This is a genomic window from Pseudoroseicyclus aestuarii, from assembly GCF_003217255.1.
Classification (GTDB): Bacteria; Pseudomonadota; Alphaproteobacteria; order Rhodobacterales; family Rhodobacteraceae; genus Pseudoroseicyclus; species Pseudoroseicyclus aestuarii.
This window is the reverse complement of record NZ_QJTE01000002.1, coordinates 768,135-792,916: the sequence shown is the minus strand read 5'-3', so window position 1 is coordinate 792,916 and position 24,782 is coordinate 768,135. Positions and strand designations below refer to the sequence as shown.

Annotated in this window: 21 protein-coding genes; 20 read left to right on the top strand and 1 reads right to left on the bottom strand. The window is 68.7% G+C overall.

Annotation, left to right across the window (positions count from 1 at the left end):
• Positions 1-60: 60 nt before the first annotated feature.
• From dprA to DFP88_RS08635, 4 genes are all read left to right on the top strand, one after another.
• Positions 61-1,395 (top strand): DNA-processing protein DprA, encoded by a 1,335-nt coding sequence (gene dprA / locus DFP88_RS08650; RefSeq protein ID WP_110814017.1) that lies wholly within the window; start codon positions 61-63, stop codon positions 1,393-1,395.
• A gap of 442 nt (positions 1,396-1,837) precedes the next feature.
• Positions 1,838-4,678: a type I DNA topoisomerase gene (gene topA / locus DFP88_RS08645; RefSeq protein WP_110814016.1), complete on the top strand. Its 2,841-nt coding sequence runs from the start codon at positions 1,838-1,840 to the stop codon at positions 4,676-4,678.
• A 148-nt stretch (positions 4,679-4,826) separates the two neighbouring features.
• A complete protein-coding gene (locus DFP88_RS08640) occupies positions 4,827-5,855 on the top strand; it encodes a PAS domain-containing protein (protein WP_110814015.1) in 1,029 nt (342 codons plus the stop codon).
• A gap of 4 nt (positions 5,856-5,859) precedes the next feature.
• Entirely contained in the window at positions 5,860-6,174 is a 315-nt protein-coding gene (locus DFP88_RS08635) for a GNAT family N-acetyltransferase (protein WP_245904744.1), read from the top strand.
• On the opposite strand, the gene DFP88_RS08630 is transcribed toward DFP88_RS08635, so the two are convergent.
• The gene (locus DFP88_RS08630; RefSeq protein ID WP_110814014.1) at positions 6,171-7,004 is read right to left on the bottom strand and encodes a lytic transglycosylase domain-containing protein; all 834 of its coding nucleotides are present in this window, start codon (positions 7,002-7,004) and stop codon (positions 6,171-6,173) included. The two genes, DFP88_RS08635 and DFP88_RS08630, sit on opposite strands and share 4 nt — an antisense overlap.
• Before the next feature lie 370 nt (positions 7,005-7,374).
• On the opposite strand from DFP88_RS08630, the gene DFP88_RS08625 reads away from it, so the two are divergent.
• From DFP88_RS08625 to DFP88_RS08550, 16 genes are all read left to right on the top strand, one after another.
• Positions 7,375-7,578 (top strand): Flp family type IVb pilin, encoded by a 204-nt coding sequence (locus tag DFP88_RS08625; RefSeq protein WP_110814013.1) that lies wholly within the window; start codon positions 7,375-7,377, stop codon positions 7,576-7,578.
• 146 nt (positions 7,579-7,724) lie between these two features.
• The gene (locus tag DFP88_RS08620; RefSeq protein ID WP_110814012.1) at positions 7,725-7,925 is read left to right on the top strand and encodes a hypothetical protein; all 201 of its coding nucleotides are present in this window, start codon (positions 7,725-7,727) and stop codon (positions 7,923-7,925) included.
• Positions 7,926-7,947: 22 nt separating this feature from the next.
• Entirely contained in the window at positions 7,948-8,829 is an 882-nt protein-coding gene (cpaB, locus tag DFP88_RS08615) for a Flp pilus assembly protein CpaB (protein WP_110814011.1), read from the top strand.
• A 169-nt stretch (positions 8,830-8,998) separates the two neighbouring features.
• On the top strand, positions 8,999-10,414 hold the full coding sequence (locus DFP88_RS08610) for a type II and III secretion system protein family protein (RefSeq protein ID WP_110814010.1): 1,416 nt from the start codon (positions 8,999-9,001) through the stop codon (positions 10,412-10,414).
• A gap of 8 nt (positions 10,415-10,422) precedes the next feature.
• On the top strand, positions 10,423-11,061 hold the full coding sequence (locus DFP88_RS08605; protein WP_110814009.1) for an OmpA family protein: 639 nt from the start codon (positions 10,423-10,425) through the stop codon (positions 11,059-11,061).
• A 178-nt stretch (positions 11,062-11,239) separates the two neighbouring features.
• The gene (locus DFP88_RS08600; RefSeq protein WP_110814212.1) at positions 11,240-12,502 is read left to right on the top strand and encodes an AAA family ATPase; all 1,263 of its coding nucleotides are present in this window, start codon (positions 11,240-11,242) and stop codon (positions 12,500-12,502) included.
• Between the two features lie 11 nt (positions 12,503-12,513).
• Entirely contained in the window at positions 12,514-14,046 is a 1,533-nt protein-coding gene (locus tag DFP88_RS08595) for a TadA family conjugal transfer-associated ATPase (protein ID WP_110814211.1), read from the top strand.
• 6 nt (positions 14,047-14,052) lie between these two features.
• Positions 14,053-15,015 (top strand): type II secretion system F family protein, encoded by a 963-nt coding sequence (locus tag DFP88_RS08590; protein WP_110814008.1) that lies wholly within the window; start codon positions 14,053-14,055, stop codon positions 15,013-15,015.
• 6 nt (positions 15,016-15,021) lie between these two features.
• Entirely contained in the window at positions 15,022-16,008 is a 987-nt protein-coding gene (locus DFP88_RS08585; protein ID WP_110814007.1) for a type II secretion system F family protein, read from the top strand.
• A gap of 6 nt (positions 16,009-16,014) precedes the next feature.
• Complete coding sequence (locus DFP88_RS08580) at positions 16,015-16,587, top strand: tetratricopeptide repeat protein (protein WP_110814006.1); 573 nt, start codon at positions 16,015-16,017, stop codon at positions 16,585-16,587.
• Positions 16,588-16,614: 27 nt separating this feature from the next.
• On the top strand, positions 16,615-17,475 hold the full coding sequence (locus tag DFP88_RS08575; protein ID WP_110814005.1) for a tetratricopeptide repeat protein: 861 nt from the start codon (positions 16,615-16,617) through the stop codon (positions 17,473-17,475).
• Between the two features lie 3 nt (positions 17,476-17,478).
• A complete protein-coding gene (locus DFP88_RS08570) occupies positions 17,479-17,964 on the top strand; it encodes a prepilin peptidase (RefSeq protein WP_110814004.1) in 486 nt (161 codons plus the stop codon).
• 101 nt (positions 17,965-18,065) lie between these two features.
• Positions 18,066-19,367: an ATPase gene (locus tag DFP88_RS08565; protein WP_110814003.1), complete on the top strand. Its 1,302-nt coding sequence runs from the start codon at positions 18,066-18,068 to the stop codon at positions 19,365-19,367.
• A gap of 168 nt (positions 19,368-19,535) precedes the next feature.
• Entirely contained in the window at positions 19,536-20,729 is a 1,194-nt protein-coding gene (sucC, locus tag DFP88_RS08560) for an ADP-forming succinate--CoA ligase subunit beta (protein ID WP_110814002.1), read from the top strand.
• 75 nt (positions 20,730-20,804) lie between these two features.
• Positions 20,805-21,686 carry a succinate--CoA ligase subunit alpha gene (gene sucD / locus DFP88_RS08555; protein ID WP_110814001.1) on the top strand — a complete coding sequence of 294 codons (882 nt, stop codon included), beginning with the start codon at positions 20,805-20,807 and terminating at the stop codon, positions 21,684-21,686.
• A gap of 110 nt (positions 21,687-21,796) precedes the next feature.
• Positions 21,797-24,781, top strand: coding sequence for a 2-oxoglutarate dehydrogenase E1 component (locus DFP88_RS08550; RefSeq protein WP_110814000.1), 2,985 nt, complete (start codon positions 21,797-21,799; stop codon positions 24,779-24,781).
• Position 24,782 lies beyond the last annotated feature (1 nt).

The window sequence follows — 24,782 nt, the reverse complement described above, 5'->3', positions numbered from 1 at the left end:
TTAACGGCCCCTTAACCATGGCGATTCTACCTCTGGTCGTGCAACAGGCGAGGCGTGGTCATGGCCGGGGAAACCCCTTCTTCCGCTCACCCCCCACTCCCACCCACCACGGAAGTCGACAGGCTCGCCCGCCTGCGCCTGTTGCGCTCTCGCCGGGTCGGACCGGCCACCTACTGGCGCCTTCTGGCGGAGCATGGCAGTGCCTCCGCCGCGCTCGAGGCGCTGCCGCAGGTGGCCCGGGCCGCCGGGGTCGAGGATTATCGCCCCTGCCCCGAGGGCCCGGCCCTGGCAGAGATCGAAGCCGGGCGCCGGGCCGGGGCGCGACTGATCCTCGCGGGCGATCCGGACTGGCCCGCCGGGCTGGACGATCTTGCCGACAGGCCGCCGATGCTCTGGGTCGCGGGGCGCGGGGCGCTTCTGTCGCGGCCCATGCTCTCCCTTGTCGGCGCGCGCGGCGCCTCCTCCCTCGGGCTGCGCATGGCCCGCAGGCTGGCGGCGGAACTGAGCGAGGCCGGCTGGGTCGTGGTCTCGGGCCTAGCCCGCGGCGTGGATGCCGCCGCGCACGAGGCCGCGCTGGAGGGCGGGACGATCGCAGTCATGGCCGGCGGGGTGGACCACATCTACCCCTCCGAAAATACCGAGCTGGCGCGGAAGATCCTCGATGCGCGCGGGGTGCGCCTGTCGGAGCAGCCGATGGGGCTGGTGCCGCAGGCGCGGCATTTCCCCTCGCGCAACCGGATCATCGCGGGGCTTTCCCGCGCGGTGGTGGTGGTCGAGGCCGCAGCCCGCTCCGGCAGCCTGATCACCGCCCGCGCCGCGCTGGACGCGGGGCGCGAGGTGCTGGCGGTGCCGGGCCATCCCTTCGACGCCCGCGCCTCGGGCTGCAACATGCTGATCCGCGACGGCGCCACGCTGATTCGCAGCGCCTCCGACGTGCTGGAGGCGCTGGGGCCGCTGGCGCCGATGCAGCCGCAGCTCGCCCTGCCCGTGAAGGACATGCCCGCCGTGCAGGACGCGGGACCGCACCCGGCCCCCACCCTGCCCCGCGCTTCCTCCGCCGAGGCGCCCGATAGCACCCGCACTCCGCTCTCGCTCCGTGCGACACCGGAGGCGCCGCGCTACGCGCCGCCACCGGCGCAGACAGAGGCGACGCCGCTGGAGGCCCCGGAGCCAGCGCAGAGCGGGTCCAAACGGGGCGGGTCCAGCGCCCTGCGGCAGGCGGCCCGGCTTCACAGCAAGATCCTGTCGCGCCTCGGTCCCTCTCCGGTGGCTGAAGACCAGCTGATCCGCGACCTGGGCGCCTCGGCGCGGGAGGTGACGCCGGCGCTGGTCGATCTCGAACTCGAGGGGCAGATCCTGCGCCAGCCCGGCGGGCTGCTGTCGCGGCACGACTGACGCGCGCCAGTGCGCTGGGGGCTGGAGGTCCAGAGAGCCGAGCAGGCGGCCGGAACCGCTCGGCCTCCGCGGAATGGGGGGCACCGAGACTGCACCCTCTGGCCTCGGTCCTCGGCCGGCGCCGCCGGAAAAGGCAGCGGGGCGCCCGTGTCGCATTGCCCCCGGGCGAAGATGCCGGGCCGCATCGGCTCGGCGCGCCGCCGAGACGAAAGACGTACAGCGACACCGGGGCTGGCGCCCCTCGCAGGGCGCTCCGCCCCGGCATCGCGGGCCGGTCGAAGCCCGCCCCTGCCCTCTTTTCGGACCCGAAGCCGCGACTTGCCGGGACTTGCCCCCGTTGACGCGCCGCCCCGGACCTTTCATTGACATCGCCCGAGGCGTCGCCACATGGTGCCGGCCCGCCACGGCCCCCGCGGTCATACTCAAACCCTGAAGGTTGCGCATGCCAGTCGTCGTCGTCGAATCTCCGGCCAAGGCCAAGACGATCAACAGCTATCTCGGCGCCGATTACACGGTGCTTGCCTCCTACGGGCATGTCCGCGACCTGCCGCCGAAGGACGGATCGGTCGATACCGATCACGACTTCGACATGAGCTGGGAGATCGCCGCAGACAGCCGCAAGCACGTCAAGGCGATCGCCGATGCGCTGAAGGCCGATCCGAACCTGATCCTCGCCACCGACCCCGACCGCGAGGGCGAGGCGATCAGCTGGCACCTGCAGCAGGCCCTGACGGACCGCAAGGCGCTGAAAAAGGACACGCCGGTCAGCCGCGTCGTGTTCAACGCGATCACCAAGACCGCCGTGACCGAGGCGATGAAGAAGCCCCGGCAGGTCGATGGCCCGCTGGTCGAGGCCTATCTCGCCCGCCGCGCGCTGGACTACCTTGTCGGCTTCAACCTCTCGCCGGTGCTTTGGCGCAAGCTGCCCGGCGCGAAGTCCGCCGGCCGGGTACAATCGGTGACCCTGCGCCTGATCGTCGAGCGCGAGATGGAGATCGAGGCCTTCCGCCCGGTCGAATACTGGTCGCTCAAGGCTCAGTTCGAGAATGCCCGCGGCCAGACTTACGAGGCACGGCTGACGAAGCTGGCCGGGCGCAAGGTCGAACGCTTCACCATCGAGGATGCGACGCAGGCCGAGATGGCGGTGCGCGCGGTGGAAAGCCGCGCCTTCACCGTCTCGAGCGTCGAGCGCAAGCCGGGCACCCGCAATCCCGCCGCGCCCTTCATGACCTCGACCCTGCAGCAGGAAGCCAGCCGCAAGTTCGGCATGGGCGCGCGGCAGACGATGAGCACGGCGCAGCGCCTCTACGAGGCCGGGCTGATCACCTACATGCGGACCGACGGCATCGACATGGCGCCCGAGGCGGTGATGGCCGCGCGCGACGCGATCAAGGATCGCTTCGGCGAGGACTACGTCCCCAAAAGCCCGCGCATGTACAAGAACAAGGCCAAGAACGCGCAGGAAGCGCACGAGTGTATCCGGCCCACCGACATGAGCCGCGCGACCGAGTCGCTGCGCATCTCGGAGCCCGATCAGCGCAAGCTCTACGACCTGATCTGGAAGCGCACGCTCGCCAGCCAGATGGAGGCCGCGCGCCTCGAGCGGACCACGGTCGAGATCGAGAGCGGCGACGGCGAGGTCGGCCTGCGCGCCACCGGCCAGCGCATCGCCTTCGACGGCTTCCTGCGCATCTACGTCGAGGGGCGCGATGACGTCGATCTCGACGACGACGACGCGCTGCTGCCGCAGATCGAAGAGGGCGAAGCGGCAAAGTTCGCCGGCGACGGCCTGCAAGAGGCCTTCGCGAAGGCCGTCGAGGGCGCCGATGTGCCCGCGCCGCAGGTGCAGCCGGGGCAGATGCAGGCGCATCCCCATGCCGTGCTTGCCGGCAATGGCGGCGCGCTGGCGCTGCAGCACCACACCCAGCCGCCGCCGCGCTACACCGAGGCGACGCTGGTCAAGCGGATGGAAGAGCTCGGCATCGGCCGCCCCTCGACCTATGCCTCGATCGTCACGACGATCCAGGATCGCGGCTATGTCGAGAAGGACAAGAACCGGCTGATCCCGCAGGACAAGGGGCGGCTGGTGACGGCCTTCCTGAACTCCTACTTCAGCCGCTACGTGCAGTACGACTTCACCGCCGACCTCGAGGATCAACTCGACCACATCAGCGCCGGCGACGCGGACTACAAGGAGGTGCTGCGGCGCTTCTGGCGGGACTTCTCCGCCGCCCTCGCCGAGACGAGCGAGCTGCGCATCACCGACGTGCTCGAGAAGATCAACGATGTGCTCAGCCCGCATCTCTTCCCCGATCCGGGCGACGGCAGCGATCCGCGCCTGTGCCCGCATTGCGGCGAGGGGCGGCTGTCGATGCGCACCGCGCGCTCGGGCGGTGCCTTCATCGGCTGCTCGAACTACCCCGAGTGCCGCTATACCCGCCCCTTCGGCCCCCCGGGGATGGAGGATGACAGCGCCATCGGCCCCGATGGCCGGCTGCTGGGCTACGACGACGACGAGGCGATCAGCCTGCGCGACGGCCGCTTCGGCCCCTATGTCCAGCGCGGCGAACCGACCGAGGACCAGCCCAAGCCGCCGCGCGCCAGCGTGCCGAAGGGCTGGCCGCTCGAGACCATGGACCTCGAGAAGGCCCTGCGCCTTCTGAACCTGCCGCGCGAGATCGGGACCCATCCCGAGGACGGCGAGAAGGTCGAGGCCGGGATCGGCCGCTACGGCCCCTACGTGAAACACGGCCGGATCTACGCGAACCTTCCCGACGTGGACGAGGTCTTCGAGGTCGGCATGAACCGCGCGGTGGAGCTTCTGGCGCAGAAGGCGGCCAGCCGCGGCGGACGCGGCCAGGCAGCCAAGCCGCTCAAGGAGCTGGGCGAGCATCCCTCGGGCGGCGCCATCGCGGTGATGCCGGGCCGCTATGGGCCTTACGTCAAGTGGGAGAAGGTGAACGCCACCCTCCCCAAGGAGACGGAGCCCGAGACCGTGACGCTGGAGCAGGCGATCGCGCTGGTCGACGAGAAGGCGGCCAAGGGCGGCAAGACCCGCAAGAAGGCCGCGCCGAAGAAGACCGCCGCGAAGACGGCCACTGCGAAGAAGGCCCCCGCCAAGAAGGCGCCGGCAAAGAAGGCTGCCACGACGAAGACCGCCAAGAGCAAGGCGGCCTCGGCGAAACCCGCCGAAGGCGAGGAAGCGCAGGCCGCGCCGAAGAAGACAGCGACCCGGCGCAGCAAGGCGGCGAAGCCGGCAGAGGACGAGACTGGCCAGTCTTGACAGCCCGGCGGGCGGTTCCCATCGTAGTATCGTTTTCGTGATGGAAACGGTGCGGCCCGGGGCCGTCGCGGCGCGCGGGCCTCGCTTCGCCTCTTCCGGTGCCTAGACGACAGCGCGCAAGAGCGCTCAATTTTGCCAAGGACGACGCATGGCTGACACTCTATCCGTGAGCGGCATGAACAAGGAGCAGGCGCTGGCCGGCTTCTCGCGCTCGCGCATCGCGATGGTGCTGACGGATCCCGCGCAGGACGACAATCCGATCGTCTACGTCAACGAGGCCTTCGAGCGGATGACCGGCTACTCGCGCAGCGCCGCGGTCGGCCGGAACTGCCGCTTTCTGCAGGGCGAGGACACCGACCCCGCGGTCGTCGCGCGGCTGCGCGCGGCGGTGGAGGCCTGCGAGGAGATCTCGGTCGAGATCCTGAACTACCGCGCCGACGGCAAGCCCTTCTGGAACCGTCTCGTCCTCTCGCCGATCACCGAAGAGGGCGACGATTGCGCGATGTTCGTCGGCCTTCAGATCCCGGTGCCCGAGACCCGCGAGGGGCCGGGCGACGTGCTGGACCGTCACCTGCGCGAGATCCAGCACCGGGTGAAGAACCACCTGTCGATGATCGTCGGCATGATCCGCATGCAGGCCCGGCAGGCCGAGGGGCGCGACGACTTCGGCGCCCTCGCCCGGCGCGTCGAAAGCCTGCAGCTGCTGTATGAAGAGATGACACTAGCCGGGAGCGACCGCTCCGGCGACAGCCTCTCGCTGGGCAGCTACCTCTCGCGCATCGCCAATGCCATCGCCCATATCGACGGCCGCCCCGGCGTGAGGGTCAACCTCGACATCGCGGAGATGAGGGCCCCCCTGCACACCGCGACGCAGCTGGGCCTCGTGCTCTCCGAGGCGCTGACCAACGCGCTGCAGCATGCCTTCCAGGAGCGTGACAGCGGGTTGATCACCGTCAGCATCGAACCGCTCGAGGGGGACGGGCTGCGGATGATCGTCGCGGACGACGGCCAGGGCATGCCCGAGGGCGAGACATGGCCGCGCCCCGGCTCTCTGGGCGGGCGCATCGTCGAGAATCTGGCCAGCGGCATGGGTGGCAGCATCACCGTCGAACCCAACGATCCCGGCACACGCGTGGTGCTGGAGATCCCGACCGTCACCGCGCAGGCGAGGGACTGAGGCGGTGGATGACGCGGTGAAGGACCTTCCGGTGCGGCGCAGCGAAGACGCCTCCGCGGGGCGCTACATCATCGACTTGCCCGGCGGCGCCAAGGCAGAGCTGACCTGGACGGCGCGGGATACATCGCAGGGATCCCTGCGCATCGCCACCCACACCGGCGTGCCCGAGGCCTTTGGCGGGCGCGGCATCGCCGGCCGCCTCGTCTCAGCCCTGGTCGAGGATGCGCGGGCGCAGGGCTTTCGCATTGTGCCGGCCTGCAGCTACGTCGCCCTCTGGGCGCGGCGGCACCCGGAGACGCAGGAGCTTTTTGCGGGCTAGAGGTTGTTGACGGCGAAGACGCAGCCGTCGCCGATCAGCACCGGCGGCGTCACGCACAGGCCCCGCGCGACGCGCCAGGCAGCAAGCACCTTGGGCACGTAGCCCCGCGTCTCGGGCCAGTCGGGCACGCCCCCCGCATCGCGCAGAGAGCCTTCGCCGGCGTTGTAGCCCGCCAGCGCGAGGATCGGGTCGCCGTCGAAATGGCCGAGCAGCCAGTCAAGATAGGCGGTCCCGCCGCGGATGTTGTCGGGCGCGATCAGGCTGTTGGCGACGCCGAAACGGGCCGCGGTGGCGGGCATCAGCTGCATCAGCCCTTGGGCCCCGGCACCGCTGACCGCGCGGGACTGGCCCGCGCTTTCCACCGCGATCACCGACAGGACGAGGGCCGGCGAGACCCGTGTGCCGATGGTGGCGCGCATGATGTCGACGCCATGGGCGCGCGCGATCTCCTGCAGCATCTGCAGCCGTGGCTCCGGGGCGCCCTGCCCCGCCGGCGCAGCGTCGAGCGCGCGCAGCGCCACCTCCAGCCGTCCGGGCCCGCTGCCCGAGAGCTGCGGCGAGATCGCGCTCCAGAACCAGGCGAAGCCGCCGGCCCCGCGCGGGGCCGCGCCGCCGTCAGAGACGGGCGCAGCGGGAGAGGCGGGTGCCGCGGGCGCGCGAGGCGCGATCTGCACCGTGATTCGCCGCGACGAGCCCGCCGAGGGCGGCGTCACGCTGCGAAAGGTGAAGTCCCCGCCGCCGGGCTCGGACCGCGCCACCGGCGCGGCTGCCGAGGCGAGCAAGGGCGCCAGGACGCAAGCCGCCAAGATGCCCCTCCTGCTTCTGCTCATACCCCTGTCCGTGCCACCGCCCTTGCCGCGCCCAGAGCATCGCGCAGCCACCATGCCCGGTCCAGAGGCGCGACTCCCTTGTGCGCCATTGACTTCGCCTGACGTGCAATAGCGCGCAACAGACAGTGTGAGGCAACGATCCGGAAACAACCTGTCACTTTACGGAACCTATATTTTACAATGACTTAGACCGTAAACGCCCGCAGGGGCAGGCTACAAAAATGCGCGAATGGCGCCCAAATCGCGCCACAGTCCCACCCCTATATGGGGCCCGAGAAATTCTGTCTTTCAGACGGTCATCAGTCCGGCCGGGATGGCAGTAACGCGCAGGACAGCGCTGAACCGAGACCGGCCACGAGGAGTCACGCCTATGCTGAACTACATCAAGACCTTCTGCAACGACGAGGACGGTGCTGTCACCGTCGACTGGGTCGTGCTGACGGCCGCCGTCGTCGGCCTTGGAATCGCCGTCGCCGGCTCTATCCAGAGCGGGGCCGAGGAGATGGCCAAGGATATCAAGACCGAGCTGGAGACCAACACCGTCCAAGGCAACGCCAACCTCGACCAGCAGTAACGGCGGCGCCTGCCCCGAGGGCGCGGGTCAGGCTTTTCGGGTCGCCTTGAAAGCCGCTTTGAAAAAGCGGCCTCCGGTGACCTCGATTCCGGCCTTTCAGGCCAGACCACCCGCAGAACGCGGCGTAGAGAAAGCCCTGTAGTGTGATGAACCTGATCGGCCGCTTTGCAAGACGACAGGATGGCGCCGTGACCGTCGACTGGGTCGTCCTCAGCGCAGCCGTGATCGCTCTTGCCGTCGGCGTGGCACTGGCCGTCGAGAAGACCGCCCTCCGGCAAACAGACGGCCTGCCCGAGAAGGTGAGGTCGCTTCTCGACGGGATGGAGGGCGACGGCCCCTCCGGTTAGTAACTGGTATGAGGGTCCGACGATGCGTCTCATTTTCGCGCTAGTGCTCGCAGTGGGGCTGGGATTGGCCGGCTTCGCGGTCCTCATGGTCCAGCGGCATTTCCAGGAGCAGGAGGCGGCGATCGCGCTCGAGCGGGCCGAGGCGGCCCAGCGCTCTCCCACGGTTGCCGTCGTCGCCGTGACCCGCGACATGGCCTATGGCGAGGTGCTGACCCCCGAGGACGTGATGCTGATCGACTACGTCGAGACGGCGATGCCCGAGGGGACCTTCGCCTCGCTCGAGGCGCTGTTCCCCGAGGATGCGCAGGGCAGTCGAAGCCTGCTGCGCCCGATCTACGCCAAGGAGCCCGTGCTCGCCGGCAAGGTCACCGCCCCGGGCGCGAGCGCCGGGATCGCCACCCGCCTTGCCCCCGGCATGCGGGCCTTCGCGATCAGCGTTGATGCGACCTCCGGCGTCTCGGGCTTCCTGCACCCGGGCGATCAGGTCGACGTCTACTGGACGGGCGCGATCGAGACCGGGATCGGCAGCCGCGAGGACGTGACCAAGCTGATCGAGACGAACCTGCCGATCGTCGCCGTCGACCAGACGGCAGAGCAATCCCGCAACGAGGCGGCGGTGGCCCGCACCGTCACGGTCGAGGTGACGCCGCAGCAGGTCGCCAACCTCGCGCAGGCGCAATCCTCGGGGTCGCTGTCGCTCTCGCTGGTCGGCATGCAGGACGACACCGTCGCCTACGCGCTGGAGGTCGACCAGCGCCGCCTTCTGGGCCTGCCCGAACCTCTCGTCGCGCCGGAGCCCGAGCCCCAGGTCGTCACGCAGGCCGCCCCCGCGCCCGAGGTCTGCACGGTGCGCACGCGGCGCGCCTCCGAGGTCGTAGAGGTGCAGATTCCCTGCACCGACTGACGCAGCGGAAGCGATCCTTGCCGCGGCCATGTTGCCGCTTCTCCACAGACCGGGTGGCCCTCGGGTCGAAAGCGTTGCAACAGCGACCGCCGCGGGGCAGGATTTCCGCAACGACGGGATCAATCCCGCGGCATGGCCCGCATTGGCGGGCACGAGGAAAGCAGGCCAGATGATCAACCGCCGCACCCTTCGGGCCGGCCTCATGGGCGTCGCGCTCTGCATCGCGGCCGCCCCGGGACTGGTCCAGGCACAGTCCCTGCGAGTGCTGCAGGGCAACAACGCGCGTCCGCTCGATGTGCCGATGAACCGTGCCGTCGTCGTCGAGAGCGACAGGCCCTTCGCCGAGCTCTCGATAGCCAATCCGAACATCGCCGATATCTCGTCGCTCTCGGATCGCACGATCTACGTGCTGGGCAAGACGCCCGGCCGGACGACGCTGACGATCCTGGGCGCCGACGGCAACCTGCTTTCCAACGTCGATGTGCACGTCACGCCCGATATCGAGGAGTTCAAGGAGCGGCTGGCCCAGATCCTGCCCGGCGAGCCGATCGAGGTGCGCACCGCGAACGACGGCATCGTGCTCTCCGGCACCGTCAGCTCGATCTCCCGGCTCGACCGCGCGCTGGAGCTGGCGCAGCGCTATGCCCCCGAGAGCGTGTCGAACCTGATGAGCGTCGGCGGCACGCAGCAGGTGATGTTGCGCGTCCGCTTCGCGGAGATGTCGCGCAGCGTCAGCCAGTCGCTCTCTTCCTCTCTCGCCCTGGGCGGAACGGCCCTCGGCGGCGATCTCGGCCTCTCGGCGGGCACCAACACGCTCAGCTCGAACGCCGGGCGCACCGGCGCGCTGTCGGGCGCGCTACCCGCCAGCGGGACCAGCAATGGCTCGACCCTCTTCGGCTTCAATGCCGGCGGGGTGGAGATCGGCCTGCTGCTCGAGGCGCTGGAAAGCCGCGGCGTGGTCCGAACCCTGGCCGAGCCGAACCTGACCGCCCTCTCGGGCCAGGAGGCGAGCTTCCTGGCGGGGGGCGAATACCCCGTGCCGATCAGCCAGGAGGACGGCGCCGTCAGCGTCGACTACAAGCCCTTCGGGGTCGAGCTGACCTTCATTCCGACCGTGGTGGACGGCGATCTCATCAACCTCGAGCTTCGCGCCGCCGTCAGCTCCATCGACTCATCGAACGGCTTCACCTCGGGCAGCTTCACCATCGACGCCTTCCGCCGGCGCGAGACCTCGACCACGGTCGAGATGCGCGACGGCGAGAGCTTCGCGATCGCGGGGCTGCTGCAGGACGACTTCAGCGACCTCAGCGGACAGGTGCCCTGGCTGGGCGATGTGCCCGTGCTGGGCGCGCTGTTCCGCAGCGCCTCCTACGAGCGGCGGCAGACGGAGCTGGTGATCATCATCACGCCGCATCTCGTGACCCCCACGCGGGGCGAGGCGCTGGCCCTGCCGACCGACCGCGTGCGCCCGCCCTCCGAGCGCGACCTCTTCCTCTTCGGGCGGACCGAGGCCCCCGCCGCCGGCGCCGCAGGCGAGATCGCGCGGCAGGATTTTTCCGGCTCCTACGGCTACGTCCTGGATTGAGGCAGACCATGCACGCCCTTCGCCTCCTGCCCCTCTGCCTCCTGCCCCTCGCCGGCTGCGCCGAGGGGGTTGGCGATCCTGCGCCCGGGGCCGGCTTCGGCAGCGCCGTGATGACCAACGTCGCGGTGCAAAGCGGACAGGCCGGCCCGCTGGGCACGCTGCAGCAGAGATTCGCCGCCGAGGCGCCGACGACGATCACCTTCGCCTTCAACTCTGCCGCGCTGGATGCGCAGGCGCAGGCCGTGCTGGCGCAGCAGGCCCGCTGGATCCGCCAGTTCCCGGAGGCGCATTTCCGCGTCTACGGTCACACCGATCTCGTCGGCAGCCCTGCCTACAACCAGGCACTGGGCCTGCGCCGCGCGCAGGCCGCCGTCGCCTATCTGATCGGCCAGGGTGTCGGCCGCACCCAGCTCGAGGCCGTCGCCTCCTTCGGCGAGACGCGCCCCCTGATCGCCACGACCGCGCCCGAGCGCGCCAACCGCCGCACCGTGACCGAGATCGACGGCTTCATGGCCGGCCATCCGAACGTCCTGAACGGCAAGTACGCCGCCGTCATCATGCGCGACTACATCCAGAGCGCGCAGGCCGAACCGCGGCTGGGGGTCGAGACCGGGGCTATCTCCGCGGCGAGCGCCAGCACCCCCTGACCCCGCGGATAGTCTCTGCCATTCGCACAAAAACAGGGTTTCGGCCCCAATGTCGTCACCATTTGGGGCGAAGACCCTCTCAGCGGCGAGACCCCTTAAACGTTTGCTTTCGTTTTGCCGCGGTACGTAGGTCGCGGCCCTCGGGCTGACCGGTGCAGGTTTCGAGATGGGGAAGGTCATGACCAGCAGCGCTGCGGTGCAACCTCAAGAAGATCCCATCATCGCCTGCACCATCAGCCGGAATGTCCAGGACTTCGAGCTGTTGATCGAGGACATGGAGGCGATCCTGGGCGAGACCTGGGGCGACCTCGGCTTCGAGGAGGCGCTCGCCTACCTGCAGCAGCCCGAGGCCGAGAGCCTCGAGTTCGTGGCGGTCGCGCTGAACTCCGGCGACGAGTCGAATCTGCCGCTGATCCTTGAGATCATCGCCGCCGCCCGCAGTCACGGCATCAAGGTGATCCTGATCGCCGACGAGGTCTCGCCCGCCTCCCTGCACCGGCTGCTGCGCGAGGGCGGCAACGAATTCGTGCCCTACCCCCTGCCCGAGGGCGAGCTTGCCCAGGCCATCGACCGGCTGCGCGGGCGCGGCGATACCGCCACGCCTCCCCTGCCCGAGATGCGCAACCCGATGAAGCCGCGGCAGGACCGGGCCGGCGCGGTTCTGGCGGTGCAGTCGATGGCCGGCGGAACCGGCGCCACGACCCTTGCCGTGAACCTCGCCTGGGAATTGACCGGCCTCGACAAGAAGAACCGCGCGAGGGTCTGCCTTCTGGATCTCGACCTGCAGCGCGGCAGCGTCGCCACCTACCTCGACCTGTCCCGCCGCGACGCGGTGATCGAGGTGCTGGCCGATACAGAGGTCGTCGACAGCGACAGCTTCCTGCAGGCGATGCAGGTCTGCCAAGACAGGCTGCACGTGCTGACCTCGCCCGGAGAGCTGGTGCCGCTGGACCTCGTCTCCGCCCAGGACGTGGCCCGGCTGATCGAGCTGGCGCGGGCCGAGTTCGACTACGTCATCATCGACATGCCCGGCCCCATCGTCGACTGGACCGAGGCCGTGCTCGAGGCCGCGCATGTCTGCTTCGCCACGCTCGAGATCGACATGCGCTCGGCCCAGAACACGCTGCGGGTCAAGCGCGCGCTGCAGGCCGAGGATCTGCCCTACGACAAGATTCGCTACGTCCTGAACCGCGCCCCCGGCTTTGCCGACCTCAACGGCAAGTCGCGCATCAAACGGCTCGAGGAAAGCCTTTCCATATCGATCGAGGTCCGGCTGCCGGACGGCGGCAAGATGGTCGCGCAGACCTGCGACCAGGGGCTGCCCCTCGCTTCGGGCCAGCCCCGCAACGCCCTGCGCAAGGAGATCGCCCGCCTCGCCCGCTCGATCGAGGATCTCGTCGCGACCGAGGACAAGGCCGAGCCCACCCGGAAGGCGAGGTAGCCGCGATGTCGATGTTCTCGAAGTACAAGCGGCCTGCGGAGAGCCAAGAGCAGGAGCCGGAAGCCGAGGCAGGGCCCGTCGTGCCGTCGCACCCCCAGCCCCAGCCCGGCCCGCCCGCCAGGCCCAAAGCCGCCGCGCCCCGCACGCCGCGCGCCGCGCCGATCGAGGCGCCGCAGCCCGCCCCGCGCCCCGAGAGCGCCGGCAAGATGCTGCGCCGCGACAGCGCCGCCCGCAAACCGGCCGAGGCCTCGCCCGCCGACCGTGGCAAACGCCGCCGCGAGCGCCTCGCCGACATCAAGCTGGACCTGCACAGGGCGCTGCTGGACAACCTGAACCTTGCCGCGCTGGAGCGGGCCAGCGAGAGCGACCTCAAGGCCGAGATCGCCGCGATCACCGACGAGACGCTGCAGGAGAAGGAGATCGTCCTGAACCGCGAAGAGCGGCAGGCCCTGAACCAGGATCTCTACGACGAGGTGACGGGGCTCGGCCCGCTCGAGCCGCTGCTCAAGGACGACAGCGTCAACGACATCCTGGTGAACGGCCCGCACCAGGTCTTCGTCGAACGGAACGGGCGTCTCGAAATCTCGGACATCTCCTTCAAGGACGAGCGGCACCTGCTGCGGATCATCGACAAGATCGTCTCGGCCGTCGGACGGCGCGTGGACGAATCGAACCCCTACGTCGACGCGCGCCTGGCCGACGGCAGCCGCTTCAACGCCATGGTCAGCCCGATCGCCGTCGATGGCAGCATGGTTTCTATCCGCAAGTTCAAGAAGGAAAAGCTCGGCATCGAGGATCTCGTGCGCTACGGCGCCTTTACCGAGGCGATGGCCACCTACCTCGAGGCGGCGGTGGCGACGCGGCTCAATATCATCGTCTCGGGCGGCACCGGCTCGGGCAAGACCACCGCGCTCAATGCCCTGTCGAGCTTCATCGACGACAGCGAGCGGATCCTGACGATCGAGGACACGGCCGAGCTGCAGTTGCAGCAGACCCATGTCGGCCGGATGGAGAGCCGCCCCGCCAACGTCGAGGGGCGCGGGGCGATCTCGCAGCGGGACTGCCTGCGCAACGCGCTGCGGATGCGCCCCGATCGCATCATCGTCGGCGAGACCCGCGGCGAGGAGGTGATCGACATGCTGCAGGCGATGAACACCGGCCACGACGGCTCGATGACCACGATCCACGCGAACTCGGCCAGGGACGGCATCAGCCGGCTCGAGAACATGGTCGCGATGGCCGGCATCGACATGCCGACCAAGGCGCTCCGCAGCCAGATCGCCTCGGCGGTGCATGTCATCGTGCAGGTCAGCCGCCTGCAGGACGGCAGCCGGCGCATGACCTCGATCACCGAGATCACCGGCATGGAGGGCGACGTGATCTCGATGCAGGAGGTCTTCCGCTACCAGCGCGACGGGCTGACGCCGGACAACAAGATCATTGGCCACTTCACCGCCACCGGCGTGCGCAGCCATTTCTCCGAGCGCTTCCGCCTCTGGGGCCACGATCTGCCGGGATCGGTTTACGAGCCCTCCGAGCGATAGCGCGGCATGTCCCTCGAGCTTCTCATCTACGGTCTCGTCTTCCTGGCCGTCCTGGTCATCGTCGAAGGGCTTTACCTGACGATCTTCGGGCGCTCGATCAGCCTGAACAACCGCGTCAACCGGCGGCTGGCCCTGCTGGAGAAGGGCGGCCCGCGCGAAGAGGTCCTCGATCAGCTGCGCAAGGAGATGTCGCAGCACCTCAAGGCGCGCTCGATCCCGCTCTACTCGCTCCTGTCGACGAAGGCGCAGAAGGCGAACATCGCCTTCTCGCCGCGCCAGCTGGTCATGGTCATGGCCGGCGTCAGCCTGCTGGGCTTTCTCGCGCTTTCCGCGGCGACGCAGGCGACGCTGCCGATACGCATCTTCGCCGCCATCGCCCTTGGCGTCGGCGGCGTCTACGTCTGGATCGACAACAAGGCCAAGAAACGCCTCGCGCTGCTCGAGGAGCAGCTGCCCGAGGGGGTGGAGCTGATGGTCCGCTCGCTGCGCGTCGGCCACCCGCTGTCCTCCGCGGTCGCCATCGTCGCGCGCGAGGTCGCCGATCCGCTGGGCACCGAGATGGGCGTGATCTCGGACGAGGCCGCCTACGGGCGCGATCTGTCCGAATCGCTCAAGGCGCTGGCCGAACGGCTCGAGCTGCAGGACCTGCGGTTCCTCGCCGTCGCGGTCACCATCCAGCAGCAGTCCGGCGGCAACCTGGCCGAGATCCTGGACGGGCTGGCCCGGGTGATCCGCGCCCGCTTCCGCCTGTTCCGCCGGGTCAGGGCCATCACCTCGGAGGCCAAGTTCTCCGGCGCCTTCCTCTCGGCCTTTCCGATCGTCGCGCTCATCGGCATCAACGTGGCCCAGCCGGGGTACTACGACGCGGTGATGGGCACCTCGATCTTCGTTCCCGCCTGTATCGTGGTCGTGGTCTTCCTCGTCTCGAACCTCGTCGTGATGCGCGCCCTCGTGAACATCAAGGTCTGAGCCGGCATGATCCAGAACATCGAAGCCCGCCTTGTCGACCTGTTCGGCCCCTTCGGCCCGCTGCTGGCGATCGGCGGGATCGGCCTGCTGCTGATCTGCGTCACGCTGCCGCCGCTCCTGATCAAGCGCAAGGATCCGCTCGACAAGCTCAAGGAGCAGGCGCGCCAGCAGGAGGACGCCCGTTCCGACGCCGAGGCCAAGGAGCTGCGCCGCCCCACCCAGACCATGCACCTCGAAAGGTTCGCGACCTTTCTCGAGCCCAAGGACGAAGAGGAATACACCGCCGCACGGCTGCAGATGCTTCAGGCCGGCTACAGCGGCCGCAACGCGGTCCGCATCTTCCACGGCTGCCAGTTCGTCCTGGGCATCACCGCGCTGACCATCGGGGCCGGCTACGCGCTGATCCAGAGCGCGGCCTCCGATACCACGCTGCAGTCCACGATCATGACCGTGCTGATCCCCGGCGCGGTCGGCTACCTGCTGCCGAGATACTGGATCATGCGCCGCCGCGCCGAACGGCAGGCGGCCATCGTCAACGCCTTTCCCGACAGCCTCGACATGCTGCTGGTCTGCGTCGAGGCCGGGCAAAGCCTCGACCAGGCGATCATCCGCGTCGCACGCGAGATGCGCAGCGGCTTTCCCGCGCTTGCCGAGGAATACGAGATGGTCGCCTACGAGATGCGTGCCGGCAAGGACAAGACGCTGGTGCTGCGCGACATGGCCGAGCGCTGCGGCGTGCCCGATATCTCGAGCTTCGTGACGGTGCTGATCCAGTCCTCGCAATTCGGCACCTCCATCGCCGAGGCGCTGCGCGTCTTCTCCGCCGAGATGCGCGACAAGAGGGTCATGCGGGCCGAGGAGAAGGCCAATACCCTGCCCACCAAGATGACGCTGGCGACGATGATGCTGACGCTGCCGCCGCTGCTGATCATCCTGATCGGCCCCTCGATCTACGATATCTACTTGACGCTGGGCGACGGCGCGGCGCCTTAGGGGGCCATGCGCATCGCCCTTTCGCTTGCCCTTTGCCTGCTCTTCCTGGTCGGATGCGGCCAGCGCGAAGAGGGGCTCGGCCGCGCCGCGGGGGGCATCTACGCGCCGGGTTACGCGCCGCGGGGCGCCCGCGGCGCGGCGCCGGCGGATGACCTGACGGTTGGCCATCGCCTGATGGCCGCCGGCGAATACGAGCTGGCGCTGCGCGCCTATGGCCGGGCCGGCGCGCAGCAGGGGATGAGCGCAGAGATCGAGGCGGCGCTCGGCTCGGCCAACCTGCGGCTGGGGCGCCTGGGTCAGGCCGAAAGCCACCTGCGACGCGCGGTGGAGGCCGATCCCGCCTATGACGAGGCCTGGAACAACCTCGGGGTGCTGCTGATGGAGCGCGGCGCGGTGCCCGAGGCCTACGAGGTCTTCCGCCGCGCCTTCGCCGCCGCTGATGGCGGCAGCGAAACCATCCGCGACAACCTGCGGCTGGCCCTCGCCAAGCTCGACGATCCCGGCTACGCTGACACCAACGGAGCCGAAGAGTTCCGGCTGGTGCGCCGGGGCGCAGAGGATGTCCCGGAGCCGCTCTAGCGATTCGAGCAGACGAGGACGCGTCCGATGCGCCATCCCTTCGCCCTCCCGCTCTGCCTCGCCTTGGCCCTGGGGCTCGGGGCCTGCTCCCGTTCGCCCGACCGCCAGGTCGAGGCCGCGCTGGGAGAGTTGAACGTCATCGACGAGAGCGGGCTGAACGAGGTGATGCTGGGCGCCAGCGATCCCGCCGATGCCGTTGCCTATTTCCAGCGCGCCACCGCCGGGGCCCCGGACCGGATCGACCTGCAGCGCGGGCTGGGCAAGGCGCTGATCCGCGCCGGCCGCCCGGCCGAGGCCGTCGGCATCTGGCAGGGGATCACCGCCCGCCCCGAGGCCACCGACGAGGATCGCGTCGCGCTGGCCGGTGCGCTGATCCGCACGAATTCCTGGACCCAGGCCGAGGCGGTGCTGAACGCCATCCCCCCCACCTACGAGACCTACGAGCGCTACCGCCTCGAGGCGATCGTCGCCGATGCGAATTCGGACTGGGCGCGGGCCGACAGCTTCTACGAGGTGGCGGCCGGCCTGACGACCACCCCCGCCAGCGTGCTGAACAACTGGGGTTATTCGAAGCTGACGCGCGGCGCCTACGGCGATGCCCAGCGCCTGTTCACCGAGGCGCTGCGGCACGAGCCGGGCCTGTTTACCGCCAAGAACAACCTCGTCCTGGCGCGCGGGGCGCAGCGGCAATACGACCTGCCCGTAATCCCCATGTCGCAGACCGAGCGGGCGCAGCTGCTCTACACGCTGGCGCTGACGGCGATCAAGCAGGGCGACGTCTCCATCGGGCGCAGCCTGCTGGAGGATGCGGTGACCACGCATCCGCGCCACTTCGAGGAAGCCGCCCGTGCGCTCGACGCGCTGCAGGGCGGCGCGGCGGCGCTCTAGGCGATGACGGCGGCGGATGCGACGCTTTTGCTGCTGGCCGTGCTGCCCATTTGCCTCTGGGTGGCCTGGTCCGACCTTGCCTTCATGCTGATCCCGAATGCCGCCGTCGCGGCGCTGGTCCTGATCTACCTTTGCCTGGGGCTGGTGCTGCTGCCCCCCGATGTCTGGGCCTGGCGCTGGATCAACCTGCCCGTGACGCTGCTGCTGTCCCTGGGCCTTTACGCTACGGGACAGATGGGCGCCGGCGACGCCAAGTTCCTCGCCGCCGCCGCGCCCTTTGTCTGGTGGGGCGACTGGCCGCTGGTCTGCCTGCTTCTGTCGGGCACGATGCTGCTGTGCTGGGCGCTGCACCGGATCGCCGGGCGCACCCCGCTGCGCCGCCTCGTCCCCGGCTGGCGCAGTTGGAGCGTTGGCAACCGCTTTCCGCTGGGCGTCCCGCTGGCGCTGACGCTGGCCCTCTACCTGCTGCTGGTCGCCATGGGCGATTGACGCCGCGGCGCGGCTGACGCCGGGCGCGCAATGTCCACCCTGTCGCCATAATTGCCTTGCAGATCGGGCACTTGTTCTTCCACCCGAGGCCTAAAGTACCGATGCCAGCAGAGATCGAAGCCCCCCTCGTGCCCCGCTCTCTCGAGGCGGTGCAGCTGCCGACGGTGATGATCCGCGACATCCTGCTGAAGACGATGTTCCGCGGCACGCTCTCGCTGGTATCGGATCTGGCCCGCGCCCTGTGCCTGCCGATCGCCGTCACGCAGGAGCTTGTCGACCTGTGCCGCGCCCAGCGGCTGATCGAGGCCATGGGCCTGCAGACCGCCGGCGAGAGCCGGGGCGAAATGCCCTACCAGCTGACCGAGGCCGGGAAGGCCCGGGCCCTCGATGCGCTGGCGCAGTCCGAGTATTACGGCGCCCTGCCCGTCCCGATGGAGGCTTATGCCGCGCAGGTGCGGCGGCAGTCGATCCGCGGCAACCGCGTCACGCGCGCGGCGCTGAGCCGGGCCATGGGCGACATGATTGTCCCGGATGCGCTGCTCGACCGGCTGGGCCCGGCGGTCGGCGCGGGACGGTCGATCCTGATGTACGGCCCGCCCGGCAACGGCAAGAGCACCATCGCCCAGGCGATCCGCCGGGCGCTGGGGGACGAGATCTACGTGCCGCGCGCCGTCGCCCACAACGGTCAGGTGATCGCCGTCTTCGACCCCACCGTACACAGCCCCGTCGAGGCGCTGGAGGAAAGCCCGGGGGCGCTGCGGCAGAGCGTGCGCTTCGATGCCCGCTACGTCCTGTGCAGGCGCCCGGCAGTGACCACCGGGGGCGAGCTGTCGCTCGACATGCTCGATCTGGTGCATAATTCCGCGGCGCGAACCTATCAGGCCTCCCTGCAGATGAAGGCCACCGGCGGGATCTTCATCGTCGACGACCTCGGCCGGCAGGCAGAGCCGCCGCAAGCGCTGATCAACCGCTGGATCGTGCCGCTGGAAGAGAACAAGGACATCCTGACCCTGCAATCGGGCGAGAAGATCGAGGTGCCCTTCGACACGCTGGTGATCTTCTCGACCAACTTCCACCCGAACGCGCTCTTCGATCAGGCCGCGCTGCGGCGCATCTTCTTCAAGATCAGGATCGGCGGCCCCAGCCAGCAGGACCTGCTGAAGATCTTCACGCTCGCCGGAAAGAGGGCCGGCATGACGCTCGACGAGCCGAGCCTGCTGCACCTGCTGCGCTGCAAGTATCCCGCGATCGGCAATGCCTATGCCAATTACCAGCCCATCTTCCTGGTCGATCAGATCAAGGCGATCTGCGATTTCGAGGGGCTGCCTTACCGGATGACGCCGGATCTCGTGGACCGGGCCTGGGCCAACATGGTCATCGAGGACGAGGACATCGCGCGCTGATGTGCCGCGCCGCGTCCGGCCTTCTCCAAGCATAGTGCAACTGTGATCACACCGCGAAATGGTGTGATCACAAATGTCGGTTTTCCGCGCATTCGCTGTTCTTCGTGGTTCAGCCCGCGCCACAGCTATGGTTTGGTGCCACAAAGGACTCGACCAGCGGGGACGACGATGAACATTCACGAATACCAGGCCAAGGCGCTTCTGCGCAGCTACGGCGCACCGGTCAGCGACGGGCGCGCGGTGACGCGGGCGGAAGAGGCCAAGACCGCGGCGGGCGAGCTCGACGGACCGCTCTGGGTGGTCAAGGCGCAGATCCACGCCGGTGGCCGCGGCAAGGGCCACTTCAAGGAGGCCGATGCCGGCGAGAAGGGCGGCGTCCGACTGGCCAAGTCGGTCGAAGAGGCCGAGACCGAGGCCCGCAAGATGCTTGGCCGCACGCTGGTCACGCATCAGACCGGGCCCGAGGGCAAGATGGTCAACCGCATCTACATCGAGGACGGCTCGGACATCGAGACCGAGATGTACCTCGCGCTGCTCGTCGATCGCGCCAGCAGCCGCATCTCGATCGTCTCCTCGACCGAGGGCGGCATGGACATCGAGGAGGTCGCCGCCTCCACGCCCGAGCGCATCCTGTCGTTCAGCATCGATCCCGCCGCCGGGTACCAGCCCTACCACGGCCGCCGCGTCGCCTTCTCGCTTGGCCTCAAGGGCCAGCAGGTCAAGCAGATGGTCGCCCTTCTGGGCAACCTCTACCGCGCCTTCATCGAGCGCGACATGGAGATGCTCGAGATCAACCCGCTGATCGTGACCGACAAGGGCGATCTGAAGGTCCTCGATGCCAAGGTCGGCTTCGACGACAACGCCCTTTATCGCCAGCACGACGTCGCCGCCTTGCGAGACGAGACGGAAGAGGACGCGAAAGAGCTTCAGGCCAGCAAGTACGACCTGAACTACATCGCCCTCGACGGCGAGATCGGCTGCATGGTCAACGGCGCGGGCCTTGCCATGGCGACGATGGACATCATCAAGCTCAAGGGCGCCGAGCCCGCGAACTTCCTCGATGTCGGCGGCGGCGCCACCAAGGAGAAGGTGACCGAGGCCTTCAAGATCATCACCTCGGACAAGAACGTCAAAGGCATCCTCGTCAACATCTTCGGCGGGATCATGCGCTGCGACGTCATCGCCGAGGGCGTGGTCGCCGCGGTCAAGGAAGTCGGCCTGCAGGTGCCGCTGGTCGTCCGCCTCGAGGGGACGAACGTCGAGAAGGGCAAGGAGATCATCAACACCTCCGGCCTCGACGTCATCGCCGCCGACGACCTGTCGGATGCCGCCGAGAAGATCGTCAAGGCCGTGAAGGGCTGAGGCATTCATTCCGCCGGCCCAGCCGGCACCGGACCGCCCCGGCGGTCCACCGACCTTAACGACAAGGACCCATCGATGGCCATTCTCGTCGACGAAAACACCAAGGTGATCTGCCAGGGCTTCACCGGCTCTCAGGGCACCTTCCACTCCGAACAGGCGATTGCCTACGGCACGCAGATGGTCGGCGGCGTCACGCCCGGCAAGGGCGGGCAGACGCACCTTGACCTGCCGGTCTTCGACAGCTGCCACGAGGCGGTCGCGACGACCGGCGCCAATGCCTCCGTCATCTACGTCCCGCCGCCCTTCGCCGCCGATTCGATCCTCGAGGCGATCGACGCCGAGATCGAGCTGGTGATCTGCATCACCGAGGGCATCCCGGTGCTCGACATGATGAAGGTCAAGCGCGCGCTCGAAGGGTCGAAGACCCGGCTGATCGGGCCGAACTGCCCCGGCGTGATCACCCCCGGCGCCTGCAAGATCGGCATCATGCCCGGCCATATCCACAAGCGCGGCTCCGTCGGCGTCGTGTCCCGTTCGGGCACGCTGACCTACGAGGCGGTCAAGCAGACCTCCGATTCCGGTCTCGGCCAGTCCACGGCCGTCGGCATCGGCGGCGACCCGATCAAGGGCACCGAGCATATCGAGGTGCTCGAGATGTTCCTCGCCGACCCCGAGACGCAGAGCATGATCATGATCGGCGAAATCGGCGGCACCGCCGAGGAAGAGGCCGCCCAGTTCCTCAAGGACGAGGCGAAGAAGGGCCGCTCCAAGCCCTGCGCCGGCTTCATCGCCGGGCGTACCGCGCCTCCGGGCCGCCGCATGGGCCATGCCGGGGCGATCGTCTCGGGCGGCCAGGGCGACGCCGAGAGCAAGATCGAAGCCATGCGCAGCGCCGGCATCGTCGTCGCCGACAGCCCGGCCAGCCTGGGCGAGGCCGTGCTCAAGGCCATCGGCTGATCCAAGACGCGGGCGGGGGCTTCGGCCCCCACCTGCATTCGGGGCCGCAAGCCCCTATCTATAAGACCGACCCTATCCCGTCAGTGCCCCGAAGGATCGAGGATCCTGCCATGACCGAGCAAAGCCCCAACGACGTCTTCCATGCCTCGAGCTTCCTGCAGGGCACCAACGCGGAGTATATCGAGCAGCTTCATGCCCGTTACGCCCGCGATCCCGGCAGCGTCGACGCCGAATGGCGCGCCTTCTTCGAAGGGCTGGGCGACGGCGCGCAGGAGGCCGAGGCCGAGGCCGATGGTCCCTCCTGGGGCCGCGCCGACTGGCCGCCGACCCCCTCGGACGAGCTGATCGCCGCGCTCGACGGGCAGTGGCCCGCCGTCGCCGCCCCCGAGAAGGGCAAGGGCGGCAAGGAGCTGGAAGGCAAGATCCGCGACAAGGCCGCGCAGATCGGCGCCGCGCTGAGCGAGGAGAAGGTCCGCGCCGCCGTCGTCGACAGCCTGCGCGCGCTGATGATCATCCGCGCCTACCGCATCCGCGGCCACCTCGCCGCGAACCTCGACCCGCTGGGCATGCGCAACGCGGATGTCGACCAGCCCGAGCTCGACCCCGCCTCCTACGGGTTCGAAGAGGCGGACATGGACCGCCCGATCTTCATCGACAATGTCCTCGGCCTCGAGATTGCCTCGATGCGCGAGATCCTCGCCATGGTGAAGCGGACCTACTGCGGCACCTTCGCGCTGCAGTACATGCACATCTCGGACCCCGAGCAGGCCGCATGGCTGAAGGAGCGGATCGAGGGCTACGGCAAGGAGATCGCCTTCACCACCGAGGGCCGCCGCGCCATCCTGAACAAGCTGGTCGAGGCCGAAGGCTTCGAGAAGTTCCTGCACGTCAAGTACATGGGCACCAAGCGCTTCGGCCTCGACGGCGGCGAGAGCCTGATCCCGGCGATGGAGCAGATCGTCAAGCGCGGCGGCGCCCTGGGCGGCAAGGAGGTCGTGATCGGCATGCCGCACCGCGGGCGCCTGTCGGTGCTGGCCAACGTCATGCAGAAGCCCTACCGCGCCATCTTCAACGAATTCCAGGGCGGCAGCTTCAAGCCCGAGGATGTCGACGGCTCCGGCGACGTGAAGTACCACCTCGGCGCCAGCTCCGACCGGCAGTTCGACGACAACATCGTCCACCTGTCGCTGACGGCGAACCCCAGCCACCTCGAGGCCGTCGATCCGGTGGTGCTGGGCAAGGCGCGGGCGAAGCAGTTCCAGCGCGGCGACAGCGACCGCACCAGCGTCATTCCCGTGCTGCTGCACGGCGACGCGGCCTTCGCCGGTCAGGGCGTCGTGGCCGAATGCTTTGGCCTGTCGGGGCTGACCGGGCACCGCACCGGCGGCACGATCCATATCGTGGTGAACAACCAGATCGGCTTCACCACCGCGCCCAGCTTCTCGCGCAGCTCGCCCTACCCCACCGACATCGCCCTGATGGTCGAGGCGCCGATCTTCCACGTCAACGGCGACGATCCCGAGGCCGTGGTGCATGCCGCCAAGGTGGCGACCGAGTTCCGGCAGAAGTTCCACAAGGACGTCGTGATCGACATCTTCTGCTACCGCCGGTTCGGTCACAACGAGGGCGACGAGCCCATGTTCACCAACCCGGTGATGTACAAGCACATCAAGAAGCAGAAGACGACGCTGACCCTCTATACCGACCGTCTGGTCGCCGACGGGCTGATCCCCGAGGGCGAGATCGAGGACATGAAGGCCAGCTTCCAGGCCAAGCTCAACGACGAGTTCGAGGCCGGGAAGACCTACAAGCCGAACAAGGCCGACTGGCTCGACGGCCGCTGGAGCCACCTCGAGCGGCGCGATCACGAAAGCTACCAGCGCGGCCAGACCGCCATCGCCCCCGAGACGCTCGAAGAGGTCGGTCGTGCGCTGACCACCGCGCCCGAGGGTTTCAACCTGCACCGCACGGTGGGCCGCCTTCTCGATACCAAGAAGACGATGTTCGAGACGGGCAAGGGCTTCGACTGGGCCACGGCCGAGGCGCTGGCCTTCGGCAGCCTGCTGACCGAGGGCTACCCGGTGCGGCTGTCGGGCCAGGATTCAATCCGCGGCACCTTCAGCCAGCGGCACTCCGCCCTCGTCGACCAGGAGACCGAAGAGCGGTTCTACCCGCTCAACGCCATCCGCGAGGGGCAGTCGCGCTACGAGGCCATCGACTCGATGCTCTCGGAATACGCGGTGCTCGGCTTCGAATACGGCTACTCGCTGGCCGAACCCAACGCGCTGGTGATGTGGGAGGCGCAGTTCGGTGACTTCGCCAACGGCGCGCAGATCATGTTCGACCAGTTCATCTCCTCTGGCGAGGCGAAGTGGCTGCGGATGTCCGGCCTCGTGATGCTGCTGCCGCATGGCTACGAGGGTCAGGGCCCCGAGCACTCCTCCGCCCGGCTCGAGCGGTTCCTGCAGATGTGCGCCCAGGACAACTGGATCATCGCCAACTGCTCGACCCCGGCGAACTACTTCCACATCCTGCGCCGCCAGCTGCACCGCGATTTCCGCAAGCCGCTGGTGATGATGACGCCGAAGTCGCTGCTGCGGCACAAGATGGCGATCTCGGATGTCGAGGATTTCACCACCGGAAGCTCATTCCACCGGGTGCTCTGGGACGATGCCGAGCAGGGCCATTCGGATCTGACGCTGAAGCCGGACGACCAGATCCGCCGCGTCGTCATGTGCTCGGGCAAGGTCTACTACGACCTGCTCGAGGCGCGGGACGAGGCCGGGGCGGACGATGTCTACCTGCTGCGGATCGAGCAGTTCTACCCCTTCCCGGCGATGAGCCTCGTGAAGGAGCTGGAGCGGTTCAAGGGCGCAGAGATGGTCTGGTGCCAGGAAGAGCCCAAGAACATGGGGGCCTGGAGCTTCATCGAGCCCAACCTTGAATGGGTGCTGACGCGCATCGACGCCCGCAGCAGCCGCCCCGACTACGCCGGCCGCCCGGCCGCCGCCTCGCCCGCCACGGGCCTTGCCAGCCAGCACAAGGCGCAGCAGCAGCAGCTTGTCGCCGACGCCCTGAAGATCGAAGGAAACTGAG

What these genes read in the sequence shown, in the direction of transcription:
- sucC (WP_110814002.1), top strand. Translation starts at nt 19,536, where the DNA reads ATGAACATTCACGAATACCAGGCCAAGGCGCTTCTGCGCAGCTACGGC.
- topA (WP_110814016.1), top strand. Translation starts at nt 1,838, where the DNA reads ATGCCAGTCGTCGTCGTCGAATCTCCGGCCAAGGCCAAGACGATCAAC.
- DFP88_RS08550 (WP_110814000.1), top strand. Translation starts at nt 21,797, where the DNA reads ATGACCGAGCAAAGCCCCAACGACGTCTTCCATGCCTCGAGCTTCCTG.
- cpaB (WP_110814011.1), top strand. Translation starts at nt 7,948, where the DNA reads ATGCGTCTCATTTTCGCGCTAGTGCTCGCAGTGGGGCTGGGATTGGCC.
- dprA (WP_110814017.1), top strand. Translation starts at nt 61, where the DNA reads ATGGCCGGGGAAACCCCTTCTTCCGCTCACCCCCCACTCCCACCCACC.
- DFP88_RS08595 (WP_110814211.1), top strand. Translation starts at nt 12,514, where the DNA reads ATGTTCTCGAAGTACAAGCGGCCTGCGGAGAGCCAAGAGCAGGAGCCG.
- sucD (WP_110814001.1), top strand. Translation starts at nt 20,805, where the DNA reads ATGGCCATTCTCGTCGACGAAAACACCAAGGTGATCTGCCAGGGCTTC.
- DFP88_RS08580 (WP_110814006.1), top strand. Translation starts at nt 16,015, where the DNA reads ATGCGCATCGCCCTTTCGCTTGCCCTTTGCCTGCTCTTCCTGGTCGGA.
- DFP88_RS08630 (WP_110814014.1), bottom strand. Translation starts at nt 7,004, where the DNA reads ATGAGCAGAAGCAGGAGGGGCATCTTGGCGGCTTGCGTCCTGGCGCCC.
- DFP88_RS08585 (WP_110814007.1), top strand. Translation starts at nt 15,022, where the DNA reads ATGATCCAGAACATCGAAGCCCGCCTTGTCGACCTGTTCGGCCCCTTC.
- DFP88_RS08570 (WP_110814004.1), top strand. Translation starts at nt 17,479, where the DNA reads ATGACGGCGGCGGATGCGACGCTTTTGCTGCTGGCCGTGCTGCCCATT.
- DFP88_RS08590 (WP_110814008.1), top strand. Translation starts at nt 14,053, where the DNA reads ATGTCCCTCGAGCTTCTCATCTACGGTCTCGTCTTCCTGGCCGTCCTG.
- DFP88_RS08575 (WP_110814005.1), top strand. Translation starts at nt 16,615, where the DNA reads ATGCGCCATCCCTTCGCCCTCCCGCTCTGCCTCGCCTTGGCCCTGGGG.
- DFP88_RS08610 (WP_110814010.1), top strand. Translation starts at nt 8,999, where the DNA reads ATGATCAACCGCCGCACCCTTCGGGCCGGCCTCATGGGCGTCGCGCTC.
- DFP88_RS08640 (WP_110814015.1), top strand. Translation starts at nt 4,827, where the DNA reads ATGGCTGACACTCTATCCGTGAGCGGCATGAACAAGGAGCAGGCGCTG.
- DFP88_RS08600 (WP_110814212.1), top strand. Translation starts at nt 11,240, where the DNA reads ATGACCAGCAGCGCTGCGGTGCAACCTCAAGAAGATCCCATCATCGCC.
- DFP88_RS08565 (WP_110814003.1), top strand. Translation starts at nt 18,066, where the DNA reads ATGCCAGCAGAGATCGAAGCCCCCCTCGTGCCCCGCTCTCTCGAGGCG.
- DFP88_RS08625 (WP_110814013.1), top strand. Translation starts at nt 7,375, where the DNA reads ATGCTGAACTACATCAAGACCTTCTGCAACGACGAGGACGGTGCTGTC.
- DFP88_RS08620 (WP_110814012.1), top strand. Translation starts at nt 7,725, where the DNA reads ATGAACCTGATCGGCCGCTTTGCAAGACGACAGGATGGCGCCGTGACC.
- DFP88_RS08605 (WP_110814009.1), top strand. Translation starts at nt 10,423, where the DNA reads ATGCACGCCCTTCGCCTCCTGCCCCTCTGCCTCCTGCCCCTCGCCGGC.